The organism is Streptomyces durmitorensis (assembly GCF_023498005.1).
GTDB classification, from domain to species: Bacteria; Actinomycetota; Actinomycetes; order Streptomycetales; family Streptomycetaceae; genus Streptomyces; species Streptomyces durmitorensis.
In genome coordinates, this window is sequence record NZ_CP097289.1 from 8,404,798 (window position 1) to 8,425,613 (window position 20,816).

The 20,816-nt window shown below is 69.7% G+C and carries 19 protein-coding genes and 1 pseudogene; 10 read left to right on the forward strand and 10 right to left on the reverse strand.

Annotated features, from left to right (window positions below):
- Positions 1-2 precede the first annotated feature (2 nt).
- The 7 genes and pseudogenes from M4V62_RS37620 (at position 3) to M4V62_RS37645 (ending at position 7,351) form a co-directional block, all read left to right on the forward strand.
- Complete coding sequence (locus tag M4V62_RS37620) at positions 3-992, forward strand: carbohydrate ABC transporter permease (protein WP_249591661.1); 990 nt, start codon at positions 3-5, stop codon at positions 990-992.
- Positions 989-1,825, forward strand: coding sequence for a carbohydrate ABC transporter permease (locus M4V62_RS37625; RefSeq protein ID WP_249591662.1), 837 nt, complete (start codon positions 989-991; stop codon positions 1,823-1,825). The genes M4V62_RS37620 and M4V62_RS37625 overlap by 4 nt, the downstream gene beginning before the upstream one ends.
- Before the next feature lie 70 nt (positions 1,826-1,895).
- Entirely contained in the window at positions 1,896-4,127 is a 2,232-nt protein-coding gene (locus tag M4V62_RS37630) for a glycoside hydrolase family 3 N-terminal domain-containing protein (protein ID WP_249591663.1), read from the forward strand.
- Positions 4,106-4,375: a substrate-binding domain-containing protein gene (locus tag M4V62_RS43770; RefSeq protein ID WP_347277101.1), complete on the forward strand. Its 270-nt coding sequence runs from the start codon at positions 4,106-4,108 to the stop codon at positions 4,373-4,375. The genes M4V62_RS37630 and M4V62_RS43770 overlap by 22 nt, the downstream gene beginning before the upstream one ends.
- A gap of 200 nt (positions 4,376-4,575) precedes the next feature.
- Positions 4,576-5,670: a glycoside hydrolase family 62 protein gene (locus tag M4V62_RS37635; protein ID WP_249591664.1), complete on the forward strand. Its 1,095-nt coding sequence runs from the start codon at positions 4,576-4,578 to the stop codon at positions 5,668-5,670.
- Positions 5,671-6,083: 413 nt separating this feature from the next.
- Positions 6,084-7,130, forward strand: a pseudogene (locus tag M4V62_RS37640) (glycoside hydrolase family 10 protein); the annotation flags it as partial.
- Positions 7,131-7,183: 53 nt separating this feature from the next.
- Positions 7,184-7,351, forward strand: a complete 168-nt coding sequence (locus M4V62_RS37645) for a hypothetical protein (protein WP_249591665.1) — start codon at positions 7,184-7,186, stop codon at positions 7,349-7,351.
- A 57-nt stretch (positions 7,352-7,408) separates the two neighbouring features.
- Here the strand turns inward: M4V62_RS37645 and M4V62_RS37650 are convergent, their stop codons facing one another.
- On the reverse strand, positions 7,409-8,320 hold the full coding sequence (locus M4V62_RS37650; RefSeq protein WP_249591666.1) for a LysR family transcriptional regulator: 912 nt from the start codon (positions 8,318-8,320) through the stop codon (positions 7,409-7,411).
- Positions 8,321-8,501: 181 nt separating this feature from the next.
- On the opposite strand from M4V62_RS37650, the gene M4V62_RS37655 reads away from it, so the two are divergent.
- Complete coding sequence (locus M4V62_RS37655) at positions 8,502-9,125, forward strand: NADPH-dependent F420 reductase (RefSeq protein ID WP_249591667.1); 624 nt, start codon at positions 8,502-8,504, stop codon at positions 9,123-9,125.
- A gap of 47 nt (positions 9,126-9,172) precedes the next feature.
- On the opposite strand, the gene M4V62_RS37660 is transcribed toward M4V62_RS37655, so the two are convergent.
- Positions 9,173-10,057, reverse strand: coding sequence for a carbon-nitrogen hydrolase family protein (locus tag M4V62_RS37660; RefSeq protein ID WP_249591668.1), 885 nt, complete (start codon positions 10,055-10,057; stop codon positions 9,173-9,175).
- Between the two features lie 6 nt (positions 10,058-10,063).
- Entirely contained in the window at positions 10,064-11,563 is a 1,500-nt protein-coding gene (locus M4V62_RS37665; protein ID WP_249591669.1) for an APC family permease, read from the reverse strand.
- Positions 11,564-11,682: 119 nt separating this feature from the next.
- Between M4V62_RS37665 and M4V62_RS37670 the strand changes: the two genes are divergently transcribed.
- A complete protein-coding gene (locus M4V62_RS37670; protein ID WP_249591670.1) occupies positions 11,683-12,291 on the forward strand; it encodes a TetR/AcrR family transcriptional regulator in 609 nt (202 codons plus the stop codon).
- Positions 12,292-12,415: 124 nt separating this feature from the next.
- Positions 12,416-13,150: a hypothetical protein gene (locus tag M4V62_RS37675; RefSeq protein WP_249591671.1), complete on the forward strand. Its 735-nt coding sequence runs from the start codon at positions 12,416-12,418 to the stop codon at positions 13,148-13,150.
- A gap of 135 nt (positions 13,151-13,285) precedes the next feature.
- On the opposite strand, the gene M4V62_RS37680 is transcribed toward M4V62_RS37675, so the two are convergent.
- From M4V62_RS37680 to M4V62_RS37710, 7 genes are all read right to left on the reverse strand, one after another.
- A complete protein-coding gene (locus M4V62_RS37680) occupies positions 13,286-14,077 on the reverse strand; it encodes an ABC transporter permease (protein ID WP_249591672.1) in 792 nt (263 codons plus the stop codon).
- The gene (locus M4V62_RS37685) at positions 14,074-15,072 is read right to left on the reverse strand and encodes an ATP-binding cassette domain-containing protein (protein ID WP_249593174.1); all 999 of its coding nucleotides are present in this window, start codon (positions 15,070-15,072) and stop codon (positions 14,074-14,076) included. The genes M4V62_RS37680 and M4V62_RS37685 overlap by 4 nt, the downstream gene beginning before the upstream one ends.
- A 195-nt stretch (positions 15,073-15,267) precedes the next feature.
- Positions 15,268-15,594 carry a hypothetical protein gene (locus tag M4V62_RS37690; protein WP_249591673.1) on the reverse strand — a complete coding sequence of 109 codons (327 nt, stop codon included), beginning with the start codon at positions 15,592-15,594 and terminating at the stop codon, positions 15,268-15,270.
- Positions 15,595-15,694: 100 nt separating this feature from the next.
- Entirely contained in the window at positions 15,695-16,180 is a 486-nt protein-coding gene (locus M4V62_RS37695; RefSeq protein WP_249593175.1) for a flavin reductase family protein, read from the reverse strand.
- 107 nt (positions 16,181-16,287) lie between these two features.
- Entirely contained in the window at positions 16,288-16,467 is a 180-nt protein-coding gene (locus M4V62_RS37700) for a hypothetical protein (RefSeq protein ID WP_249591674.1), read from the reverse strand.
- A 120-nt stretch (positions 16,468-16,587) separates the two neighbouring features.
- Positions 16,588-18,627 (reverse strand): RICIN domain-containing protein, encoded by a 2,040-nt coding sequence (locus M4V62_RS37705; RefSeq protein WP_249591675.1) that lies wholly within the window; start codon positions 18,625-18,627, stop codon positions 16,588-16,590.
- A gap of 106 nt (positions 18,628-18,733) precedes the next feature.
- Positions 18,734-20,782, reverse strand: coding sequence for a beta-galactosidase (locus tag M4V62_RS37710; protein ID WP_249591676.1), 2,049 nt, complete (start codon positions 20,780-20,782; stop codon positions 18,734-18,736).
- Positions 20,783-20,816 lie beyond the last annotated feature (34 nt).

Consider the following 20,816-nt stretch of genomic DNA (forward strand, 5'->3'; position numbering starts at 1 on the left):
ACATGGCCTCCACGTACGTGAAAGACCCCACGCCCGCCACCGTCCCCCCGCGGCAGCCCGTCACCAGGGCAAGACGGCCACTGGCCCGGCGGATCGTCGACTGGCTGACGCCCTTCTGCTTCACCCTGCCCGCCCTGCTCCTGTTCGGCGCGCTCGTGCTCGCCCCGATCCTGTACGCCCTCTACGTCAGCCTCTTCAACTGGGGTGGATTCGGGTCCCCTTCGGACTACGTCGGCCTCGACAACTACAGTCGGCTCCTGCGCGATCCGGTCTTCCTCGGCGACCTGTGGCGCGGCCTGCTGCTCGTGCTGTTCTCGGTGTGCGTGCAGCTGCCGTTCGCCCTTGCCATGGCCGTGCTGCTCAACCAGAAACTGCGCGGGCGGGCCCTGTACCGCATGCTGTTCTTCGCCCCTTACGTCCTGTCCGAGGTCATCACCGGCGTCCTGTTCTCCATGATGTTCGCGCCGGACGACGGGCTCGCCGACAGGGTGCTCGGCTCGGTCGGCCTCGACGGCCTCGGCGGACTGTGGTTCGCCGACCAGGACCATGTGCTGCCGACGCTGTTCCTCGTCATGACGTGGAAGTACTTCGGCTTCCACATGATGCTGTACCTGGCCGGACTGCAGGGCATCCCCGCCGAACTGCACGACGCGGCCCGCATCGACGGCGCGGGCGCATGGCAGCGCTTCCGTCACATCACCCTGCCGCTGCTCGGGCCGACGGTCCGCATCAGCGTCTTCCTCTCCGTGATCGGCGCCATCCAACTCTTCGACCTGGTGTGGGTGGTCACGCAGGGCGGGCCGGACCACCACTCCGAGACCATGGCCGTGACCATGTTCCAGTTCGGCTTCAAGCGCTACCAGATCGGCTACGCCAGCGCGATCAGCATCGGCATGTTCCTCATCAGCCTCGTCTTCGCTCTCATCTACCAGCGCTCCGTGCTGCGCCGCGACACCCAAGGAGCCCTCACCACCATGCGAGCCTCCCGATGAGCGCGGGCGTGCGCAGAAAGCTGCGCTCCGTTCCGTTGTACGTGATGGTGTGGCTGGTCGGCATCGCCATGGTCACGCCACTGCTGTACGCGCTCGTGTCCGGGTTCAAGTCCACCGACCAGCTCTCCGACAACGCGTTCGGACTGCCATCGCCGTGGGTGACGTCCAACTACACCGACGTACTCGCCTCCGGCTCGTTCTGGCGCATGCTGGGCGCCTCCACACTGATCGCCGTCGGCACGACCGTCCTTACGGTGGGCGCCGCGGCCCTGGCCGCCTTCGCGCTCGCCCGATTCGCCTTCCGGGGCCGGGAGGTGCTCTTCACCCTCTTCGCCGTGGGGCTGATGTTCCCGTTCGCCGTGGCGATCCTGCCGCTGTTCGTGCTGCTGCGCACCTTCGGTCTGCTCGACAACCCCTGGGGCGTGATCCTGCCGCAGGCCGCGTTCGGACTGCCCATCACCATCGTCATCCTGCGCGGCTTCTTCCGGGAGATCCCCGGCGAGCTCGAGGAGGCCGCCACCCTCGACGGCTGCTCGGCGTTCGGCTTCTTCTGGCGGATCCTGCTGCCCATGGCGCGGCCCGCGCTCGGCACCGTGTCCATCCTCGCCATCGTCAGCAGCTGGAACAACTTCCTGCTCCCGCTGCTGGTCTTCAGTGATCAGACCTGGTGGACGATCCCCATCGGGGTCCAGCAGTTCCAGGGGCAGTACGCCACCGACATCGCCCGCGTCTTCGCCTATCTCATCCTCGCCATGGTGCCCGCCCTCGCCTTCTACGCCGTCGCCGAACGGCAGTTGATCGGCGGCATCACCATGGGCGCCACCAAGGGCTGAGCCCTCAGGCATCAACAGCTGAGCCTTCAGGCACCAACACCCCCTGTTCGCACCGCACTTGAGGAGTTCCATGGTCGAGCCATGGCAGGACACCACCCTGCCCGCCCACGCCCGGGCGGCGGACCTGCTTGCCCGGATGACCACCGAGGAGAAGACCGCTCAGCTGTCCGGCGTATGGATCGGCGCCGAGCCCGACGGCAGCGGGGCCTCCGACGTCGCCCCCGGCCAGCACACCTACGCGGCCCGCAGCGCAGCCTTCGACGCCCTGTTGCCCCTTGGTCTCGGCCACCTCACCCGCCCCTTCGGCACCGTGCCCGTCGAACCCGCCGAGGGCGTCGCCCGCCTCGCCGAACTGCAGCGCACCATCCGCGCCGGCAACCGCTTCGCCCTGCCCGCGATCGCCCACGAGGAGTGCCTGACCGGGTTCACCGCCTGGCAGGCCACCGTCTTTCCGACCCCGTTGGCCTGGGGTGCCACCTACGACCCGGCGCTGATCACCGAGATGGCGCAGGCCATCGGTACGTCGATGCGTGTCGTCGGCGTCCACCAGGGGCTCGCCCCGGTCCTGGACGTCGTGCGGGATCCGCGCTGGGGCCGTACCGAGGAGGCGATCGGCGAGGATCCGTACCTCGTCGGCACCATCGGCACAGCCTATGTGCGAGGCCTGGAATCGGCCGGGATCGTCGCCACACTCAAGCACTTCGCCGGGTACTCGGCCTCGCGCGCCGCCCGCAACCACGCGCCCGCCTCGCTCGGCTCCCGGGAGCTGGCGGACGTGATCCTGCCGCCGTTCGAGATGGCACTGCGCGACGGCGGCGCCCGCTCCGTGATGCCCGCCTACAACGACATCGACGGCCTGCCCGCCCACGCCCACACGCAGCTGCTCACGCAACTCCTGCGCAGGCAGTGGCAGTTCACCGGAACCGTGGTCTCGGACTACTACGGAGTCTCGCTCCTCGAGGAGGCGCACCGGATCGCCGACGGGCAGGGCGACGCCGCACGGCTCGCCCTCGCGGCCGGTGTCGACGTGGAGCTGCCGGCGGCCCGCTGCTTCAACCCCGCTGACCCGCTCCCCGAGGACCTGCTCGACCGGGCCGTGCTGCGTGTCCTCACGCAGAAGTGCGAACTGGGGCTGCTCGACCCCGACCGGGAGCCCGTCGCGGGCGGAGGGACCGTCGACCTGAACCCCCCGCACATGCGGGAGCTGGCGCGGAAGGTCGCCGAGGAGTCGGTGGTCCTGCTCGCCAACGACTCCGCGGTGCTGCCACTGAGTGACGGGCCGCGCATCGCCGTCGTCGGGGCGCTCGCCGACGAACAGGCCGCCATGCTCGGCTGCTACACGTTCCCCCGGCACGTGGGCGTGCACCATCCCGAACTGGCCACAGGTGTCGAGGTGCCGACGCTCGACGAGGCGTTGCGCGTCGAGTTCCCGCACGCCGTGTTCGTCGACGATCCGACGACGGCCGACGTCTGCCTCGCCGTGGTCGGGGACCGGTCGGGTCTGTTCGGGCGCGGCTCGTCGGGCGAGGGCTGCGACGCCGAGGACCTGCAACTGCCGTACGGGCAGGGCGAGGTGATGGACGAGGCGATGGCCTTTGGCGTGCCGGTCGTCATCGTCGTACTCAGCGGAAGGCCCTACGCACTCGGCCGCTGGGCGGACCGGGCCGCCGCCGTCGTCCAGGCGTTCTTCCCCGGGCAGGAGGGTGGTGGCGCCGTCGCGGGCGTCCTCTCCGGCCGTGTCGACCCCTCCGGGCGCCTGCCCATCGGGGTGCCGCGCAGCCCCGGCGGCCAGCCCGCGCCGTACCTCGCCCCGCCGCTCGGCCGGCACGGCTTCCCCAGCGCCGTGGACCCGACACCCCTGTATCCGTTCGGGCACGGCCTGTCGTACACCACGTTCAACTGGGGCCAACCGGTGTGCGAAGCCCCGGAGTTCACGACCGACGGCGAGACCACGCTGCGCCTGACCGTCCGCAACACCGGTGACCGTCCCGGAACCGAAGTCGTCCAGCTCTATCTGCACGACCCGGTCGGCACCGTCGCCCGCCCCGAGGTCCGGCTCGTCGGTTACGCCCGGGTCCCGCTGGAGCCCGGTGCCGCGGCCGAGGTGCACGCCACGTTCCCCGCCGACCTCGCCGCGTACACCGGCGCCGACGGCCGTCGCGTCGTCGAACCCGGCGCCCTCGAACTGCGCGTCGCCGCCTCCAGCGCCCGGACCCACCACACCGTGCCGCTCACCCTGACCGGACCGGTGCGCGAGGTCGGGCACGAGCGCCGGATGTGGTGCGAGACGCGCGTCAAGTAGCCCGCGCCTGGCCCGGCAGCACGGCCGATCCTCCGCTGGCGACGGTGCATCAGCCGTTCAGTGAAATGGCCGCCTCCGCGACCGAGTTGGCCCTCGCACTCGGCCGCGGCGAGAGGGTGCCGCAGCGTGGCCTGGAGATCGCCACGCGACTCGTGGTCCGCCGGAGCAGGGCCCTCCGGTTGGCTGAGAACAGCGCCACCAGGGGACCAAGTCCCCAGCTCAGCGTAGGTGTTGAAAGTGTCGCGTAAGACTTTCGGTGAAAGGCCGAAAATGTTGCGCGCACGGCATTGACCGGGCTCCGTCAAGCGCCCCATTATTCCTACGTCCGACGATCCGTCCGTCGTTCGGTATGCCGACCAAGCCTCGGGCTGGTCCGGCCTGGACCGGACAGTCGGCCACCTCCCCGCATCACCCCATGCGCACCAGTCGAGCCGCTATGGAGTTACCCATGCCCTTGACGCATCGTCTCCGCCCCCGTCCCCATCGCCGCCACGCTTATGTGGCCCTGCTCATCGCCCTGCTGGCAGCGTTCTTGGCCGTGCCCGCCGAGGGAGCGACACCGGCGGGCACCCCCCGGCAGGACCTGCCGGGCAGTTTCCGATGGTCTTCCACGGGACCGGTGATCTCACCCCAGCAGGACGGCAGCAACTCCGTCGCCGTCAAGGACCCCTCGGTGGTCCAGGGCAAGGACGGCAAGTGGCACGTCTTCATGACCACCGCCGCGAGAACCTCCGGCGACTGGAGCCTGGCGCAGACCAGCTTCTCCGACTGGTCCCAGGCTGCCGCCGCGAAGCAGACCCACCTGGAGACCGCTTCCAAGATCGGCCCCGGCTACCGGGCCGCCCCGCACGCCTTCTACTTCGCCCCCAAGGACGAGTGGTACCTCGTCTACCAGACCGGTCTGCCGTCGTACTCCACCACCAAGAACATCAACGATCCGACCAGCTGGTCCGCGCCGAAGAACCTCATGAGCAGCATGCCCGACGTCGTCCGGGAGAACATCGGCAACGGCAACTGGCTCGACTTCTACGTGATCTGCGACGACGCGAAGTGCTACCTGTTCTCCGCCGACGACAACGGACACGTGTACCGGTCCGAGACCACCGTCGCCAACTTCCCGAACGGCTTCGGCAACACCCGGATCGTGCTCCAGGACTCCCGCTTCGCGCTCTTCGAAGGAGGCGCGGTCTACCGCGTCAAGGGCACCGACACCTACCTGCTGATGTGGGAGGCCATCGGCAGCGACGGCAACCGGTACTACCGCTCCTTCACCTCCAAGGGTCTGACCGGCACGTGGCAGCCGCTCGCCGCCACCGAAGCCAACCCCTTCGCCCGCTCCACCAACGTCACCTTCCCCGGCGGCGCCTGGACGAAGGACATCAGTCACGGCGAGCTGCTCCGCGCCACCAACGACCAGACGATGACCATCGACCCCTGCCGGCTCCGGCTCCTCTATCAGGGCCGGGACCCCAACTCCAGTGGCGATTACTCGCAGTTGCCCTACCGGCTCGGCCTGGCCACCCAGACCAACTCCATCTGCTGAGGCCTCCCTGTCCCCCCACGCAAGGAGTCACACATGTCGTTCAGCCGGCGCACCTTCCTCGGCCTGACCGCGGCCGCGACAGCGGGGCTGGGTACCCGGAGCGCGCCGGTTCAACTGGAGCCGTGGCGCCCGCTCAACTCCGATTCCTACGCCTCGCAGACCCACGCGATGGCCTCCGCCGGTTTCATCTGCCCCGCCCCTCGTTCTCCGACAACACCAACCTCGGCTCCGTCCATGGAGGCGAATGGTCGAAGGACGTCTCCGAGGCCCTGGCCCGGCGGGCGTACGACGAACTGCCCGCGCCCAAGGCGTTCCTCACCCACGTCGGCGCGGACCACGCCGCGTACCTGAATCCGGGGCTCCCCACCACCGATCGCACCACGCAATCCCCATCCACCCCACGAGGAGAGAACATGAACCCGTTGAAACGGCTCGGCTGTCGCCGAGCCGCAGTCCTGGGCCTGCTGGCCGCGACCGTCCTGGTGACACCCGGGACCGCGACAGGCGCGCCCGACCCCACGATCCAGGCATCCACCCTGGGCGCCCAGGCGGCCCAGTCCGGCCGCTACTTCGGAACCGCCGTGGCCGCCGGAAAGCTCGGGGACGGCACGTACACCGGCATCCTGGGCCGAGAGTTCAACTCGGTCACGCCCGAGAACGAGATGAAGTGGGACGCGACCGAGCCGTCCCGCGGTGCGTTCAACTTCGGCCCTGCCGACCAGATCGTCAACGGCGCCACGGCACGCGGCCAGAAGCTGCGCGGCCACACCCTGGTCTGGCACTCCCAACTGCCCGGCTGGGTCAGTTCCATCAGGGACGCGAACACCCTGCGGGGCGTGATGAACAACCACATCAGCACCGTGATGAACCGCTACAAGGGCAAGATCCACTCCTGGGACGTGGTGAACGAGGCGTTCGCCGACGGCACCAGCGGCCAGCTTCGCAGCTCGGTCTTCCGGGACGTGCTCGGCGACGGCTTCATCGAGCAGGCGTTCCGGACCGCCCGGTCCACCGACCCGTCGGCCAAGCTCTGCTACAACGACTACAACATCGAGGACTGGAACGCCGCGAAGACCCAGGGCGCCTACCGCATGGTGCGCGACTTCAAGGCGCGGGGCGTACCCATCGACTGCATCGGCCTCCAGGCCCACTTCGGCGCCGGCGGCCCGCCCGCCAGCTTCCAGACGACGCTGGCGAACTTCGCCGCCCTCGGCGTGGACGTACAGATCACCGAACTGGACATCGCGCAGGCCTCGCCGACCGCGTACGCGAACACGGTCAGGGCCTGCATGAACGTCGCACGCTGCACCGGCATCACTGTCTGGGGCATCCGCGACAGCGACTCCTGGCGCGCTGCGGAGAATCCGCTGCTCTTCGACCGCAGCGGCAACAAGAAGGCGGCGTACAACGCGGTCCTGACGACACTGGGCGGCACGCCCGCCACCACCCGCGGCGCTCCCTGACCCAGACCAACTCGACCCGCTGACCGACTCTGCCGTGGGGAGCGCTTCCTGTGGGAGCGCTCTCCTGGCTGCCGCTGGCACTCGCCGCCGCACCGTCCGCCCACGCGGCCGACCCGACGACCATGACCGACGGGTTCTACGTCGTGGACACCAGCCGCCACGGCAATGGTTCCAACGGCCAGTGGTGCGATCCCTCAGGAATGATCTACGGCTACTGATCCGGAAACAAATCGGGCGCGGTTTCGATGATGCCGAGCTGTTTTCAGTCGGACTTCTCAACCGCGCTTTGAAACAGCATCGATTCCAGCCTGCCACATTTCATGGTTCCCACATTCTGCCGTGATCTCGGCCGTCGCCTGAGCCGCGGTGAAGAAGTCATCGACCACCGGCGAGGTGCGCGATTCCGCTGCCGCGAGGCACACCTGATCGGGCGCCAGGTCCGGGATGGGCACATAGACGACTTCCGGATGTGAGGAGAACACGGCCGCCGAACGGGCCAGGAAGGAGACGCCCCGGCCGGCCGCGACATGCTCGAGCGTCTCGTCCACCCCGCGCACCACATACCCGGCGTTGGGGTGCGGGCGCCGGGTGGGCTGCGTGCTCGGGTCGGCATGCCAGACCAGCGGTTCGCCGGCCAGGTCGGCCTCGGTGACCTCCTCCTTGCCGGCCAACCGGTGGCCGGCGGGGAGCACCGCCACCCTCGGCTCGGTGTACAGCGGGGTGACGCGCAGGCCGGCCTCGTCGATGGGCAGCCGCACATAGGCGACGTCGATGCGGCCGTCGAGCAGCATCGGGGCCTGGTCGTCCCCTTCGATCCGCTGCACGTCCACGATCACGTCCGGGTGCCGGGCCTCGAACGCCCGCGCCGCCGGGATGACCGGGATGCCGGCCCGGAAACCGACCGTCAGCCGCCGGCTGCCGCGGGCGGCGACGGACACCCGGCGACGGGCCGCGTGCGCGGAGGCGAGCAGCGGGCCGGCATCGTCCAGCAGTTGCCGGCCCGCGTCGGTCAGCGCTACGCCGTGGCGATCCCTGGTGAACAGCGTGGCGCCGAGATCCTTTTCGAGCGCGCGGATCTGCCGACTGAGCACCGGCTGCGCGATATGCAGCTCGTCGGCGGCGCGGCCGAAGTGCAACTGGTCGGCCACGGCGACGAAGTAACGCAGTTTGCGCAGGTCCAGATCCATGGCGCCCCCAGTTCGGTGATGCCTTCAAGGTATCACCACGGCTAAAAGAAGTCTTGGACGCCTACTCAGGCCAATGACAACCTGAATAGGTACCGAGCTGAATTGGTACCTAGGGGGCCGAAGTGAATTCAGCACAAGAATTCCATATCGAAACTGACAACAGGAAGAGAGAGCACACCTCATGAGCAGCATCACTCTCATCGGCACGGGGAACATGGCCCGGACCATCGGCACGCTCGCAGTGGCGGGCGGCAACACGGTCGAGGTCATGGGACGCGATCAGTCCAAGGCCGATGACCTGGCCAAGGCTCTGGGCGGCGGCACGACGGCGGGCAAGTGGGGCGCCGTCCCGGCCGGGGACATCGTCATCACGGCCCTGTTGTACGACGGTGTCGTTCCGGTCGTCACCTGGTACGGAGACGCTCTCGCGGGCAAGGTCATCGTCGACATCAGCAACCCCTTCAACGCCACGTTCGACGGACTGGCCCACGGCGAGGAGACCTCGATCGCGGGGGAAGTCGCCAAGGTTGCCCCGGCGGGCGCCGGCGTGGTGAAGGCGTTCAACACCATCTTCGGCAATGTCCTGGAGAAGGGGCGGCCCAACGTCTTCATCGCTGGCGACCATACGCAGGCCAAGGCGGATGTGGCGGCATTCGTCGAGAGCCTCGGGCTGCGCCCGCTGGACGTCGGCGGCCTGAAAATGGCGCACTGGCTGGAAGGAATGGGCTTGGTCACGGTGAGCCTCGCCCGCAACGGGGTCGGCCACTGGGACTTCGCCCTCGGCGTCGACGAGTTCACCGGCTGAGCCCTCTGACACGGGTTGACGGATCACCGACTCGCTGATGTCGGATCTCAAGTCCGGGTCTCGCCCTTGAGCCAGTCCGGTGTGCGGAATCCTCCGCCGCCGTACATCGGGAGCTGCACCGACTCGCCGTAGCGGGCGAGTTGGCTCCAGGGGCGGTTGATGCCCGCGGAGCCGTAGCTGCGTACCCGGGTGACGGTGTCGAGGTCGAGAACGTCGACGAGGATCTCCTCTCCGGGGCCGGCCTGCTGGCGCACGATGCCCTCTGGGTCGACGACGGCGCTCTGTCCGACCCCGGCCGGGTCGCCGGCGTTGACGTTGACGACGTAGACCTGGTTGGTCCAGGCGTTGGTGCGCGCACAGACCAGTTCCATCTCCCGGTCGCGGGTGGGGGTGAGGGTGGGCTGGATGACGATCTCCGCGCCCATCCAGGCGAGTTGGCGCACCGTTTCGGGGAACGACCCGTCGTAGCAGATGGCCAGGCCCACCCTGCCCACGCCGGGGATGTCGAAGACGGTGAACTCGTGACCAGGGGTGGTCTTCTCGTACGGCTGCCAGGGGAAGACCTTGCGGTAGTGGGCGGCGATCTCACCCTCCGGTGAGACGGCCAGGGCGGTGTTGTAGACGTGCCCGTCATCGGCGCGCTCGTACACGCTGCCCGGGACGAGCCACAGGCCGGTCTCCACGGCCAGGGCGCAGATCCGGTCGGTGAGCGGACCCGGGATCGCGACGGCGGCTTGCTCCATCCAGTCGTCGGCGGCCGGCTGGAGCAGCGCGCCTTCCGCGGCGAGCAGCAGCTCGGGAGCGATGACGAGTTGCACGTGGGGGAACAGGGCGCGGGTGGTGCGGACCTGGTCGGCGAAGCGCTGCCAGCTTGCCTCCAGGTCGTGGGGTACGGGGGTGGTCTGCAGGGCGGCGATGGCGAGCGTGCGCATGGTGTGTCAGTCCTCGGTGATGGTGAGTTCGGCCACCGTGGTGCGGCCGTCGCGGAAGAAGCGGTGAAAGCGGGTGCGGGCCACGGCCAGGGCCAGGGTTCCGCAGGCGATGGAGCCGGCGCCGAGGAGGAAGACTCCGCCGATGCCGTGGAAGGAGGTGCTGCCGTAGGCCGGGTCGTACATGTCGTGGGCGCTGCGGGCGAAGGCGGCCAGCATCATCAGCCCGCCGAGCAGGGGCAGGATCCCGCGCAGGAACAGGTCGCGGAGCGAGTTGCGCAGCCGCCCGCGGAAGTACCAGACGCAGGCGAGCGCGGTGGTGCCGTAATAGCAGGCGATCAGCAGCCCGATGCACAAGATGGCGTCGCCGAGGAAGTCAGCGGAGACGAGCGTGAGCAGGACGAGCAGACCGGCGGCCGTCGCGCCGATGAAGAGGGTTCCGAAGCCGGGGGTGCGGTGCCGGGGATGGACGCGGGCGAAGGCGGCCGGCAGAGCGCCGTGGGCGGCCATGGACAGGGTGCCGCGGGAGGAGCCGACGAGGCTGGTGAGCAGGGCGGAGACCGCGGACACGCAGACGGCCAGCTGCATCACCTTGGCCGCCGCTGTGCCGAGGACCGGTGGGGCGAGGGTCGACAGGACGTCGGCGGCGTTGTCGGGATTGCCGAGCCCGGTGCCGCCGGTGCCGATGCCGGCGAAGCTGATCGCCGCGAAGGCGGTGAACAGGTAGGTCGCAAGGAGTACGAGGGTGGAGATGACGGCGGCCTGGCCCGCGACGCGCTCCCCGTCGCGCGTCTCCTCGTTCGCGGTGATGAGCGCGTCCCAGCCCCAGTAGATGAACAGGCACAGCATCACCGCCTCGGCGAAGGGGCCGAAGCCGTCGAAGGCGAAGGGGTTGAGCCAGCTCAGGGACGGGGTGACGGCGCCGTGGCGGGCGAAGGCGGCGGCCCCGAAACCGAGCAGGGCGGTCAACTGCAGTCCGAGCAGTACGTACTGGACGGACGCCGCGAGATGCAGGCCCCGGTAGGCGATCGAGGTGACCGCCGCGAGCAGGGCCACCGCGGTGATCGTCACGGCCGTGCTGCTGCCGGCGAGGGAGTGCAGGCCGAGCAGTTGGAGCAGGTACGTGGCACCGACCTGGGAGAGGGCTGTCATCGCGATGAGCGTGGCGACCTGCACCACCCAGCCGCCGGTGAGCCAGCCGGTCAGCGGGCCGAACGCCCGCGTGGTCCAGACGAAGGTGGTGCCGCAGTCCGGCATCTCGCGGTTCAACTCGCGGAAGGCGAACGCGGTGAGCAGGATCGGGACGAAGCCGAGCAGCAGTGCGGCCGGCGCGAGGTTCCCGACGGTCAGGGTCACGAAGCCGAGGGTGATGGCGATGCTGTAGGCCGGGGCGACGCAGGACAGCCCGAGAGTGACGGACGCGAGCAGGCCCACCGAGCCCCCGCGCAGCCCCTTGCCCGTGGCGGACGCGGGCCCCGTTCCGGCCTCGGCGTCGGTTGGGTCGGGCATGGTGCCTCCGTGGGCCGCAGGTTTGTTAAACGCAGATTTAAGACGTGGCCCGCTGGATCGTCAATAGCCATCGAGCTATCGTTAAATTTCGATGCAACAGGGCTGAAGAGGAGTTGGGCGTGGCCGCCAGGAAGGGCAGTAGCAAGGAGGCCCGCCGGGCCGAGCTGGGCAAGGCCGTGGAGCGCGCTCTGGTGGCGCGGGGTCTTGAGGGGCTGCGGCTGCGCGATGTCGCGGAGGAGGCGGGGGTCACGCCCGCCGCGGTGCTCTACTACGGCGACCTGGACGCCCTGGTTCACGTGACCTACCAGCAGGCCATCGAGCGCTACAGCCAGCAACGCGAAGAGGCCGCGCACCACTTCGCCGACGCCCGGGACCAACTCGGAGCCTGTATCGACAAGGGGGTCGCCAGTGGGCCCGACGACGCGCTGACGCGGCTGCTCTTCGAGTACTGGCCGCGCTGCCTGCGCGACGCCAAGGCCGCGGCCCTCGACAGTGCGCTGACGGAGCGTCAGATCGCCGTCTACTCAGGGATCCTGGTCCTGGGGCAGGCTCAGGGGCACTTCACCCTGCCGGACCCGCCGCGCCTGCTCGCCGCCAGCTTCGTCGCCATGGAGGACGGCTACCAGATGGAAGTCCTCGCCGGCCGCCGCACCCGCGCCGAAGTGATCACCGCCCTGCGTGCCTACGCTCGCGCGGTCACGGGCCATGACGTGGCAGGCCGCGCCTGAGGCCGCGGAACGCAGTGACTGAGTTCATCGCGTATGAGTAGCCGCAGGAGGTCTGTCGGAAGGAGCACCATACGGGGCGCCCCGGGGCCTTCGTCCTCTGCTCAAACCGCTAACCTCCGTACGCATGACCGATATTGAAACGCGCGACCGGTTCGCGGGTGAGCTCGCGAGACCGCCGGCTCGTCGCGTCCTGTGGCTTGCCGCGGGTGGCACCGCGGCCTTACTTTTCGCCGACCTCGCCACGCGCGCCTACAACCATTACGACCCGATACCGGGCGTCCGCAGGCTGGTGAACGTCGACGTCGAGGCCAACCTGGCCACCTGGTGGAACAGCACGCTGCTGCTGGCCGTGGCGGGCATGGCGCTGACCGCCGCGCTGCTCAGCGGGCGCGACGCGCGCCCCGGGCGGCTGTCCTGGCTGGGTCTTGTCGGCGCGACCGCACTGCTCAGCGTCGACGAGACGGTCTCGTTGCACGAGCGCCTCGGCGAGGTCGGCCGGTCGTGGAAGGAGTGGGCCGGGGGCTCACTTCCCACGCACGCCTGGGTGCTGCCCGGCGCGGTGCTCGCGGGGGCGGGCACTGTCTGCGCCGTGCTGTGGGCGCGCAAGCTCCCGCGCGACCTGCGGCGAGGGCTCCTTGCCGCACTGGGGGTGTATCTGGGCGGGGCGCTGCTGACCGAGGCGTTCAACGGCTGGGCGCACGCGCACGGTCACAGCACCGTGCTGATGCTGGGAACGATCGTGGAGGAGGGTTTGGAGATGAGCGGCTGCCTGGTCGCCCTCGCCGTCCTCGGTCGGTACGTGGTGCTTGAGGCTGACCCGGAGTCCGGGCGCGCGGCGGTCCGGCTGCGGGACGGCTAGGCCGGACGGCGTGACCGGACGGCGGCTGACCCGCCAGACGTGGAGCGTCCAGAAGTGGTCACCGGGCTGACGTGGTGTCGGGGCGCGTCGCCCGGGGGGCGGGGCGGGCTGCCGGAGGGGAGACAGCCCGCGCGCCTACTTGGGGTCGCGGTTGAACTGCGCCGTCGACCAGCGGTAGCCGAGTGCGATCAGGGCGACGCACCAGGCGATGGCGATCCAGCCGTTGTTGCCGATCTCGGTGCCGAGGAGGAGGCCTCGCAGGGTCTCGATGGCCGGGGTGAAGGGCTGGTACTCGGCGATCGGCCGGAACCAGCCCGGCATCGTGTCCGCCGGAATGAAGGCGCTGGAGATGAGCGGCAGGAGGATCAGCGGCATGGCCATGTTGCCGGCCGCCTCGGGGTTCGGACTGGCCGCCCCCATGCCGACCGCGATCCAGGTGAGTGCCAGGGCGAACAGGGTGATCAGCCCGAACGCCGCCAGCCACTCCAGTGCCGTGGCGTCCGTGGACCGGAAGCCCATCGCCGCCCCGACGGCGCCGACGAGGACCACGCTCATCACGCACTGCAGCACGCCGCCGACGACATGCCCGACGAGCAGGGCGCCCCGGTACATCGCCATCGTGCGGAAGCGGGCGGTGAGGCCCTGGGTCATGTCCACGCAGACGGACACGGAGGCCCCGATCACGGTGCTGCCGACGGTCATCAGGAGCAGGCCGGGGACGATGTAGGCGATGTAGTCGGAGCGGTCCGCGCCGCCGCCTCCGATACCCGCGCTCATCACGTCGCCGAAGATGTAGACGAAGAGCAGCAGCATCATGATCGGCGTGAGCAGCAGGTTCAGGGTTCCGGACGGGTAGCGCCACGCGTGCAGCAGATTGCGGCGCAGCATCGTGTTCGAGTCGCGGACGGCGAGGGCGAGGGAGCTCATCGGACGTTCTCCTTGGTCTTGTTGGGGATGTCGGCCGGGCCGGTCAGGGCGAAGAACACGTCGTCCAGGTCGGGGGTGTGCACGGTCAGTTCGTCGGCCTCGATGCCCTCTGAATCGAGCCGGTCGAGGATGGAGCGCAGCTTGCGCTGGCTGCCGTCGCTGCGGATCTGGAGCGCGAGCGCCTCGTCGTCCGTGGTGACTTCGCGCAGTGCGGAGGCGGCGGATTTGTAGGCGGCCGGGTCGGTGAAGCGGAGGCGGATGTGTCCGCCGGGGATGAGCCGCTTGAGCTCATCGGCCGTGCCTTCGGCTGCGATCCTGCCGTCGTTCAACACCGCGATGCGGTCGGCGAGTTCGTCTGCCTCCTCCAGGTACTGCGTGGTGAGGAAGACGGTCACCCCGCCCGAGACGAGCCCGCGGATGATGCCCCACATGGTGTGGCGGCTGCGCGGGTCGAGGCCGGTGGTGGGCTCGTCGAGGAAGATGATGCGCGGGTTGCCGACCAAGGTCATGGCGAGGTCGAGGCGGCGCTTCATGCCGCCGGAGTAGGTGGATGCGGGCTTCTTGGCGGCTTCGGTGAGGTCGAAGCGTTCCAGCAACTCGGCTGCGGCCAGCCGCCCTTCCTGCTTCGGCAGGTGGTGCAGGTCCGCCATGAGGAGCATGTTCTCCTCGCCGGTGATGAGGTTGTCGACGGCGGAGAACTGGCCGGTGACGCCGATCGCGGCCCGCACGGCCTGCGGGTCGGTCGCCAGGTCGTGGCCGCCGACGTGCAGGGTTCCGGCGTCGGCGCCGATGAGGGTGGAGAGGATCTTGACGGCGGTGGTCTTGCCGGCGCCGTTGGGGCCGAGCAGCGCGAACACGGACCCCGCCGGGATGCGCAGGTCGATGCCGTCGAGCACGGTCTTGTCGCCGTAGGACTTGCGCAGACCGACGGCGGAGATGGCGGCGGAGAGGGTGGCGGACGACGGCTGACCATCGCTCTGCCTGGGTGTGGGCATGACAGATGAAGGCATGGGGCGCTCCCGTTCGAGGCTGAGGTGCCTGGGGGTGAGTTGGTTGACGGCAATCCCTGCGCTAGTCAGCGCCACTGAGTACCGGTACACGGTAACGCTGACTACCGGTACTAAGCAAGACGGAGTAGCGGAGGCGCGGGCCGGAGGGGGAGCGCGGCGGAGGGGGAGGGTCGCAGGGGCTCAGTGCCCCGGGCCGCCGTGGTCACGGTGGCGGTGGTGCAGGGCCGAGTGGACGGCCAGGGCGAGGAGGGCGAGGACCGCGAAGAGGATCGCCAGGCCCGCCAACGCCCAGGGGCTGGGAGGCCCGCCGCTTGCCCACACCCCGAAGAGCACGGCCAGGACCAGGAAGAGCGGTGTGTAGACGTAGGTGAGCAGATGGCGCAGGCGATGGGCGCGTTGAGTGTGCAACGGGGACGCGCCGTCCTGACCATGGGCGCGCGGTCCAGGGTTCGGGAGGCCGGACGCCGTGTGCGGGTGTCCGCGGCGGCCGGGGCGTTCGCCTTTCATGGCTACCTCCAGCAGCTGAGGGCACGCGCTGCCGTTGGTTCTCGTCAAGCTCAAGGATAGTCCTGCCGGGCTGCCCCTCCGGGGTCGAACGGGACCCGGATCAGGCCGGGTGGCCGGGGGTGAGGTCGGCGACGTCGCTCAGGCGGAGCAGCTCCTGGTGCGGCGGTGGGTCGGCGCCCGCCTCCACCGGAGTGAGATGAAAGCCCACGTGATCTCCCCAGTCGGCGCGCCGCTCGACCTTGCCGACCCACCAGGCGCAGGAGTCCGCGAGCACGGGAGTCCCGCCCGTGCGCGGTTCCCACGGGATGCCGGCGAACTTGTCGACCCGGTCGCCGCACTCGCCCCCGAACAGCCGCGCCAGTTGGTGCTGTTCGCGCCCGAGGAGATGCACGCCGAGGAACGCGGAGCCAAGGGCCACTCGATACGTGTGGTTCGCCCGCGACAGCCACACCGCGAAACGGGGCGGATCAAGCGAACACTGCGAGGCGAATCCCACCAGGCAGCCCGCGGGCAGGCCGTCGGCGGCGGCCGTCACCACGTACATCGGGTAGTCGAGCCGGTCGGTGAACCCGTCCACATCCACCAAAGGGGCCACCTCTCCTGGGTCGGAAAATGCGGGGCCGCGTCTCCCATCATGCCGAGGGGCGCACCCATGTACTGGGTGCGCCCCTCGGGATCTACGCGGTCCAAGCGTCAGACCAGGTCGTCGTCCACGTCCTGGCGCTGCTGCGCGCGCGCATCGCCCGGGTTGCGCTCCTGCCGGCGGTTCTGGCCCGGCTGTGCGGGATCCTGCTCGCGCCGGCCCCGCTGTGCCGGCTCCTGGCGGCCGGGGGCCTGACGGGACGGATCGACGGACCGCTTTTGCTTGCCCATGAGTTCACTCCTCGTGAGGGCGGATTGGTTTTCTCATCGTGGCATGGGCAGTAACCCAGTGCATGTCAAGCGATTGCGTTGCGTGATGATGCCTGGTGAGGAGTGCCGACGAGGGCAGGGTTACCGCTCGGTCACCTTCCAGCGCTGGTTGGGCCCGGAGTTCGGTCTCCACGTCGTGACGGCGGCTCCGTCGTGCGTGGCCTGGCCGCCGACCTCCAGGAGTCGGCCCGTGGCCGCGTTGACCAGGGTCCATGTGCCGTCACCCGTGGTGGACATGATCCACTGGGCGGCCTTGTCGCGGGGACCGGTGTCGGGCTCGGCCACCGGCGCGCCGTCACGGACGGCCAGCCGCCTTCCTTGCGCCGCGTCGGCGAACACGTACCGCCGCTGATTTCCGGGGTCACCGCTGATCTGCCGCAGCCGCCACCGCTGGCCTGCCGTGTCCGCGGCGGTCTTGATGACGAGGCCGGTGCCGTTGTCGGCGACGGTGAGTTCCTTGCCGCTCTGGACGCCGGTCAGTTCGTACGTGTGGTCCTTCTGCAGCGGGGCGGCGTCCTTCGCGACACCGGAGACTCCCTTGACGAGGAAGGAGGTAACCGACTGTGCGGGCACCGTGAAAGTGGCCTTCTTGCCGCTGACGTCGATGGCGTCGTGCCGTTCGAGCTTGCCCTCGGCGCTGGTCACCACGGGGGTGACGGTGGCCGCGCCGCGCACGCGGCCGAACTTGGACAGGTCGACCGTGACCGTGCGCTCGGCCGCCGTGCTGTTGACGTGGACGACCGTCGCCGCGTCGCCCTTCCGGGACACGGCGGCGGCGCTCGACGTGTCGTCGACCTTGACGAGCCGGTCGCCGGGCTTGATGAAGTGGGTGAAGTTGCGGGCCGTGTCGAACTTCGTGTTCGTACGGATGGGGCAGGTCTCCAGGGTGTCCTTGGAGGTGCAGCTGAACGGCAGCTGGATGCTGCCCCAGTTGCCGCCCTTGGCGGACTCGCCGCCGGGCTTCATGTTGTCGTAGTCCTCCACAGGCTGCCAGAACACCCAGGCCTTCGGCTCCAGTTCACGCAGGTCGTCGACCATCCGCTGGGCCATGCCGAGGCCCGGCCGCATGTCGTCGAAGTCCTGGCCGTCGCCCCAGTCGCCCTCGACCTCGCTCATCCACAGCGGCTTGTCCGCCGCCTTGGCCAAGTCGCGGACGCTGGTGCGTCCTTCGGTGCCGTAGGTGTGGACGTTCATCTGGCTGACGGCGTCCCTGACCTCCTGGGGGTAGGAGTTCCAGTTCCGCGTGAAGGTGGTGGGGTTGGTCTCGTCCATCGCGGAGATCTTCGCTCCGGTCCCGGACTTCTTGAGGGCCGGGTCGAGGGCGCGGATCACCTTCTGCTGGAGCTCGGGGCCGATATGGGCTCCCTCCTGGCGGCCGCCGACCGGCTCGCCGTCCGCTCCCAGGCGGGTGCCCCAGTAGTCCGTGTTCGGTTCGTTGAACGGATCGAGGGTGTCGACCTTGATGCCGTGGGACTTCTCAAGACGCTCGGTCGCGCCCACCAGGTAGGAGGCGAAGTCGTCGACGGACTCGGTCTTGAGCTGGTCGTCGCTCGCGTCGAAGCCGCCCGAGACATAACCGCTCTCGGTCATGAACCACGGCGGCGAGTTGCTGAACGTCTCCCAGTGGTCGACGTCGTCCTTGATCCGGTCGACCCACCAGCGCTGGGTGGCGTCGGCCTTCGGGTTCCAGGCGGCCGGGTCCGTGGCGCTCCACCAGTCGGTGTCCTCGCGGGTGGTGCCCGCCGGGGCCTTCCACCAGCCCTCGACCGCGCCCCCGGGGCGCAGATAGTCCTTGACGTCGGGGGCGTTGCCGCCTCCGATGTTGTAGCGGGCGATGTTCAGGGCCAGGCCGTCGTCGCCGAAGAGGAGCCCGGCCAGCTTCTCGCGTATCTCCTGGGGATAGTCGCCGGTGGCGTTGGCGAACCAGACCAGGCTCGTGCCCCAGCCCTCGAACTTCTCGTGCTGGTAGGAGGGATCGGGCCGGACGGTGACGGCGTCGGATGCCGCGGCGGCCGACTGCGGCGGGGCGGTGACCAGGGCCGCCCCGGTGGCCAGGGCGGTGATGCCGACGATGCCGAGGAGCCGCCTCGTGCGGGTTCTCGTGCGGGTGCGGGGTGCCAACGTGTGCTCCCAACTCAGGGTGCGCTGCGGAGCCGTGTCGCCCTGCACACGGGCAGGACGGCACGGCTCTGGGACGGGTGGCGCTGTACAGGAGGGGGTGGAGGTGTCAGGGGTTGGTCTGGCGCAGGACCGCGACGCCCCTGGGCGGCAGGACGAGCCCGCCGTCGGCGTCCCGGGTTCCGCCTACGAGGACGTCTCCGGTCAGTCCGGGCAGGGGCACGGTGCCGTCCGTCCGGTTGACCAGGAACAGGTAGCGGCTTTCGGTATCACGGCGTACGGCCAGCTCGACGCGTCCCCGTGCGGGGGCGGGCAGTTCGCTCTCGACACCCGCGCCCGCGAGGAGCCGCGGCAGCAGGGTGGCGAGGCCGTCCGTGCCGAGCCGGGTGGAGACGTACGCCGCCGAACCCCGCCCCGCCGCCCGGCGGGTGACGGCGGGCCGCTCGGCGTACGCGCCGGTGCGGTACCGGGCGAGGATCTCCACCTCCGGTCCCGTGACGGTGATCCGGTCGGTCCAGACCGTGCCCGTGGTGGCGTTGTCCAGCTCGACCGCGTCGTCGTCGAGCAGCGGCCCGAACTCCTCGACGCGGATGCCGAGCAGATCACGCAGCGCTCCTGGATAGCCGCCGAGCCAGATGTGGTCGTTCTCGTCGACGATGCCGGAGAAGTAGGTCGTGATCAGATGGCCGCCGCCCTCGGCATAGCGCGTGAGGTCCTTGGCCAGCGCCTCGGGGACCACGTGCAGCACGGGCGCGATCAGGACGTCGTACGGGGCGAGTTCGGTCCGCTTGGTGACCACGTCGGCGCGGATGCCGAGCGCCAGGAGCGCGGAGTACCAGTCCAGGGCCTCCTGGTGGTAGTCGAGCCGGGAGGTGGGATGCGAGTCCTGCTCGCTGGCCCACCACGAGTCCCAGTCGAAGAGGACGGCCACACGCGCCGGTTCGCGCACGGAACCCGCGACGGGCGCCAGCGCCTTGAGCGTCCGCCCCAGACCGGTCACCGCACGGAAAAGATCACTGTCGGCTCCGGCGTGCGGCACCATCGCCGAGTGGTACTTCTCGGCCCCTGCCGCCGACTGGCGCCACTGGAAGAAGCACACGGCGTCGGCGCCGTGCGCGACGTGCAGCAGGGAGTCGCGGGCCAGGTCGCCCTCGCGCTTGGCCAGGTTGACGGGCTGCCAATTCACGGCACTGGTGGAGTGCTCCATGAGGAACCACGGGCGGTGGCCCGCGAGGGAGCTGGTGAGGCTGGCGGAGAAGGACAGTTCGTCCCTGGCCTGCGGCCCCGGCACGACGTAGTGGTCGTTCGAGACGAAGTCGATCTCGCCCGCCCAGTCGGCGTAGTCCATGCCCTTGGTGCCACCCATCACCATGAAGTTCGTGGTGACGGGCACCTCCGGTGTGAGCGCGCGCAGGACGTCCCGCTCCGCCCGCAAATGGTCCTTCAGCGCGTCCGACGAGAACCGCTTGAAGTCCAGCTGCTGGGTGGGGTTGGGGTGCGACGCCGCGAGACGCGGCGGCAGGATCTGCTCCCAGTCGCTGTAGCGCTGCGCCCAAAAAGCCGTTCCCCAGGCGTGGTTGAGGCCGTCGAGGGTGGTGTACCGGGCGCGCAGCCAGTCACGGAAGGCGCGGGCCGCGTCGTCGGAGTAGTCGTAGATGTTGTGGCAGCCCAGCTCGTTCGAGACGTGCCAGGCCACCAGGGCCGGGTGGTCGGCGTAGCGCAGGGCCATCTCGCGCACCAGGCGCAGCGCGTGCTCGCGGAAGACGGGCGAGGTGGGCCGCCAGTGCTGCCGCGCCCCCGGCCACACCGTCTCACCGGCGGCGGTCACCGGAAGGATCTCCAGGTGCGCCGCGGTGAGCCAGGGCGGCGGGGACGCGGTGGCGGTGGCCAGGTCGACCCCGATGCCGCCCGCGTGCAGCAGGTCCATGACCTCGTCGAGCCACGCGAAGTCCCAGGTGTCCTTGGCCGGTTGGATGCGGGCCCAGGAGAAGATCCCCACGGAGACGATGTTGACGCCGGCCTCGCGCATCAGCCGGACGTCCTCCTCCCAGACGGCGCGCGGCCACTGCTCGGGGTTGTAGTCGGCGCCGTACGCGAGACGGTCAGTGGCGTCACCGTCCGGTCCGCGCAGGAGCCGGGACGGGAGGGTGGGGGGCATGGTGGTCCTTCCGGTGTGGTGCTCGGGATTGTTC

Coding starts and splice junctions, on each gene's coding strand:
- M4V62_RS37620 (WP_249591661.1), top strand. CDS start 3: ATGGCCTCCACGTACGTGAAAGACCCCACGCCCGCCACCGTCCCCCCG.
- M4V62_RS37685 (WP_249593174.1), bottom strand. CDS start 15,072: ATGCCCACACCCAGGCAGAGCGATGGTCAGCCGTCGTCCGCCACCCTC.
- M4V62_RS37700 (WP_249591674.1), bottom strand. CDS start 16,467: ATGGGCAAGCAAAAGCGGTCCGTCGATCCGTCCCGTCAGGCCCCCGGC.
- M4V62_RS37680 (WP_249591672.1), bottom strand. CDS start 14,077: ATGAGCTCCCTCGCCCTCGCCGTCCGCGACTCGAACACGATGCTGCGC.
- M4V62_RS37675 (WP_249591671.1), top strand. CDS start 12,416: ATGACCGATATTGAAACGCGCGACCGGTTCGCGGGTGAGCTCGCGAGA.
- M4V62_RS37665 (WP_249591669.1), bottom strand. CDS start 11,563: ATGCCCGACCCAACCGACGCCGAGGCCGGAACGGGGCCCGCGTCCGCC.
- M4V62_RS37660 (WP_249591668.1), bottom strand. CDS start 10,057: ATGCGCACGCTCGCCATCGCCGCCCTGCAGACCACCCCCGTACCCCAC.
- M4V62_RS37655 (WP_249591667.1), top strand. CDS start 8,502: ATGAGCAGCATCACTCTCATCGGCACGGGGAACATGGCCCGGACCATC.
- M4V62_RS37625 (WP_249591662.1), top strand. CDS start 989: ATGAGCGCGGGCGTGCGCAGAAAGCTGCGCTCCGTTCCGTTGTACGTG.
- M4V62_RS37690 (WP_249591673.1), bottom strand. CDS start 15,594: ATGAAAGGCGAACGCCCCGGCCGCCGCGGACACCCGCACACGGCGTCC.
- M4V62_RS37630 (WP_249591663.1), top strand. CDS start 1,896: ATGGTCGAGCCATGGCAGGACACCACCCTGCCCGCCCACGCCCGGGCG.
- M4V62_RS37710 (WP_249591676.1), bottom strand. CDS start 20,782: ATGCCCCCCACCCTCCCGTCCCGGCTCCTGCGCGGACCGGACGGTGAC.
- M4V62_RS37650 (WP_249591666.1), bottom strand. CDS start 8,320: ATGGATCTGGACCTGCGCAAACTGCGTTACTTCGTCGCCGTGGCCGAC.
- M4V62_RS37635 (WP_249591664.1), top strand. CDS start 4,576: ATGCCCTTGACGCATCGTCTCCGCCCCCGTCCCCATCGCCGCCACGCT.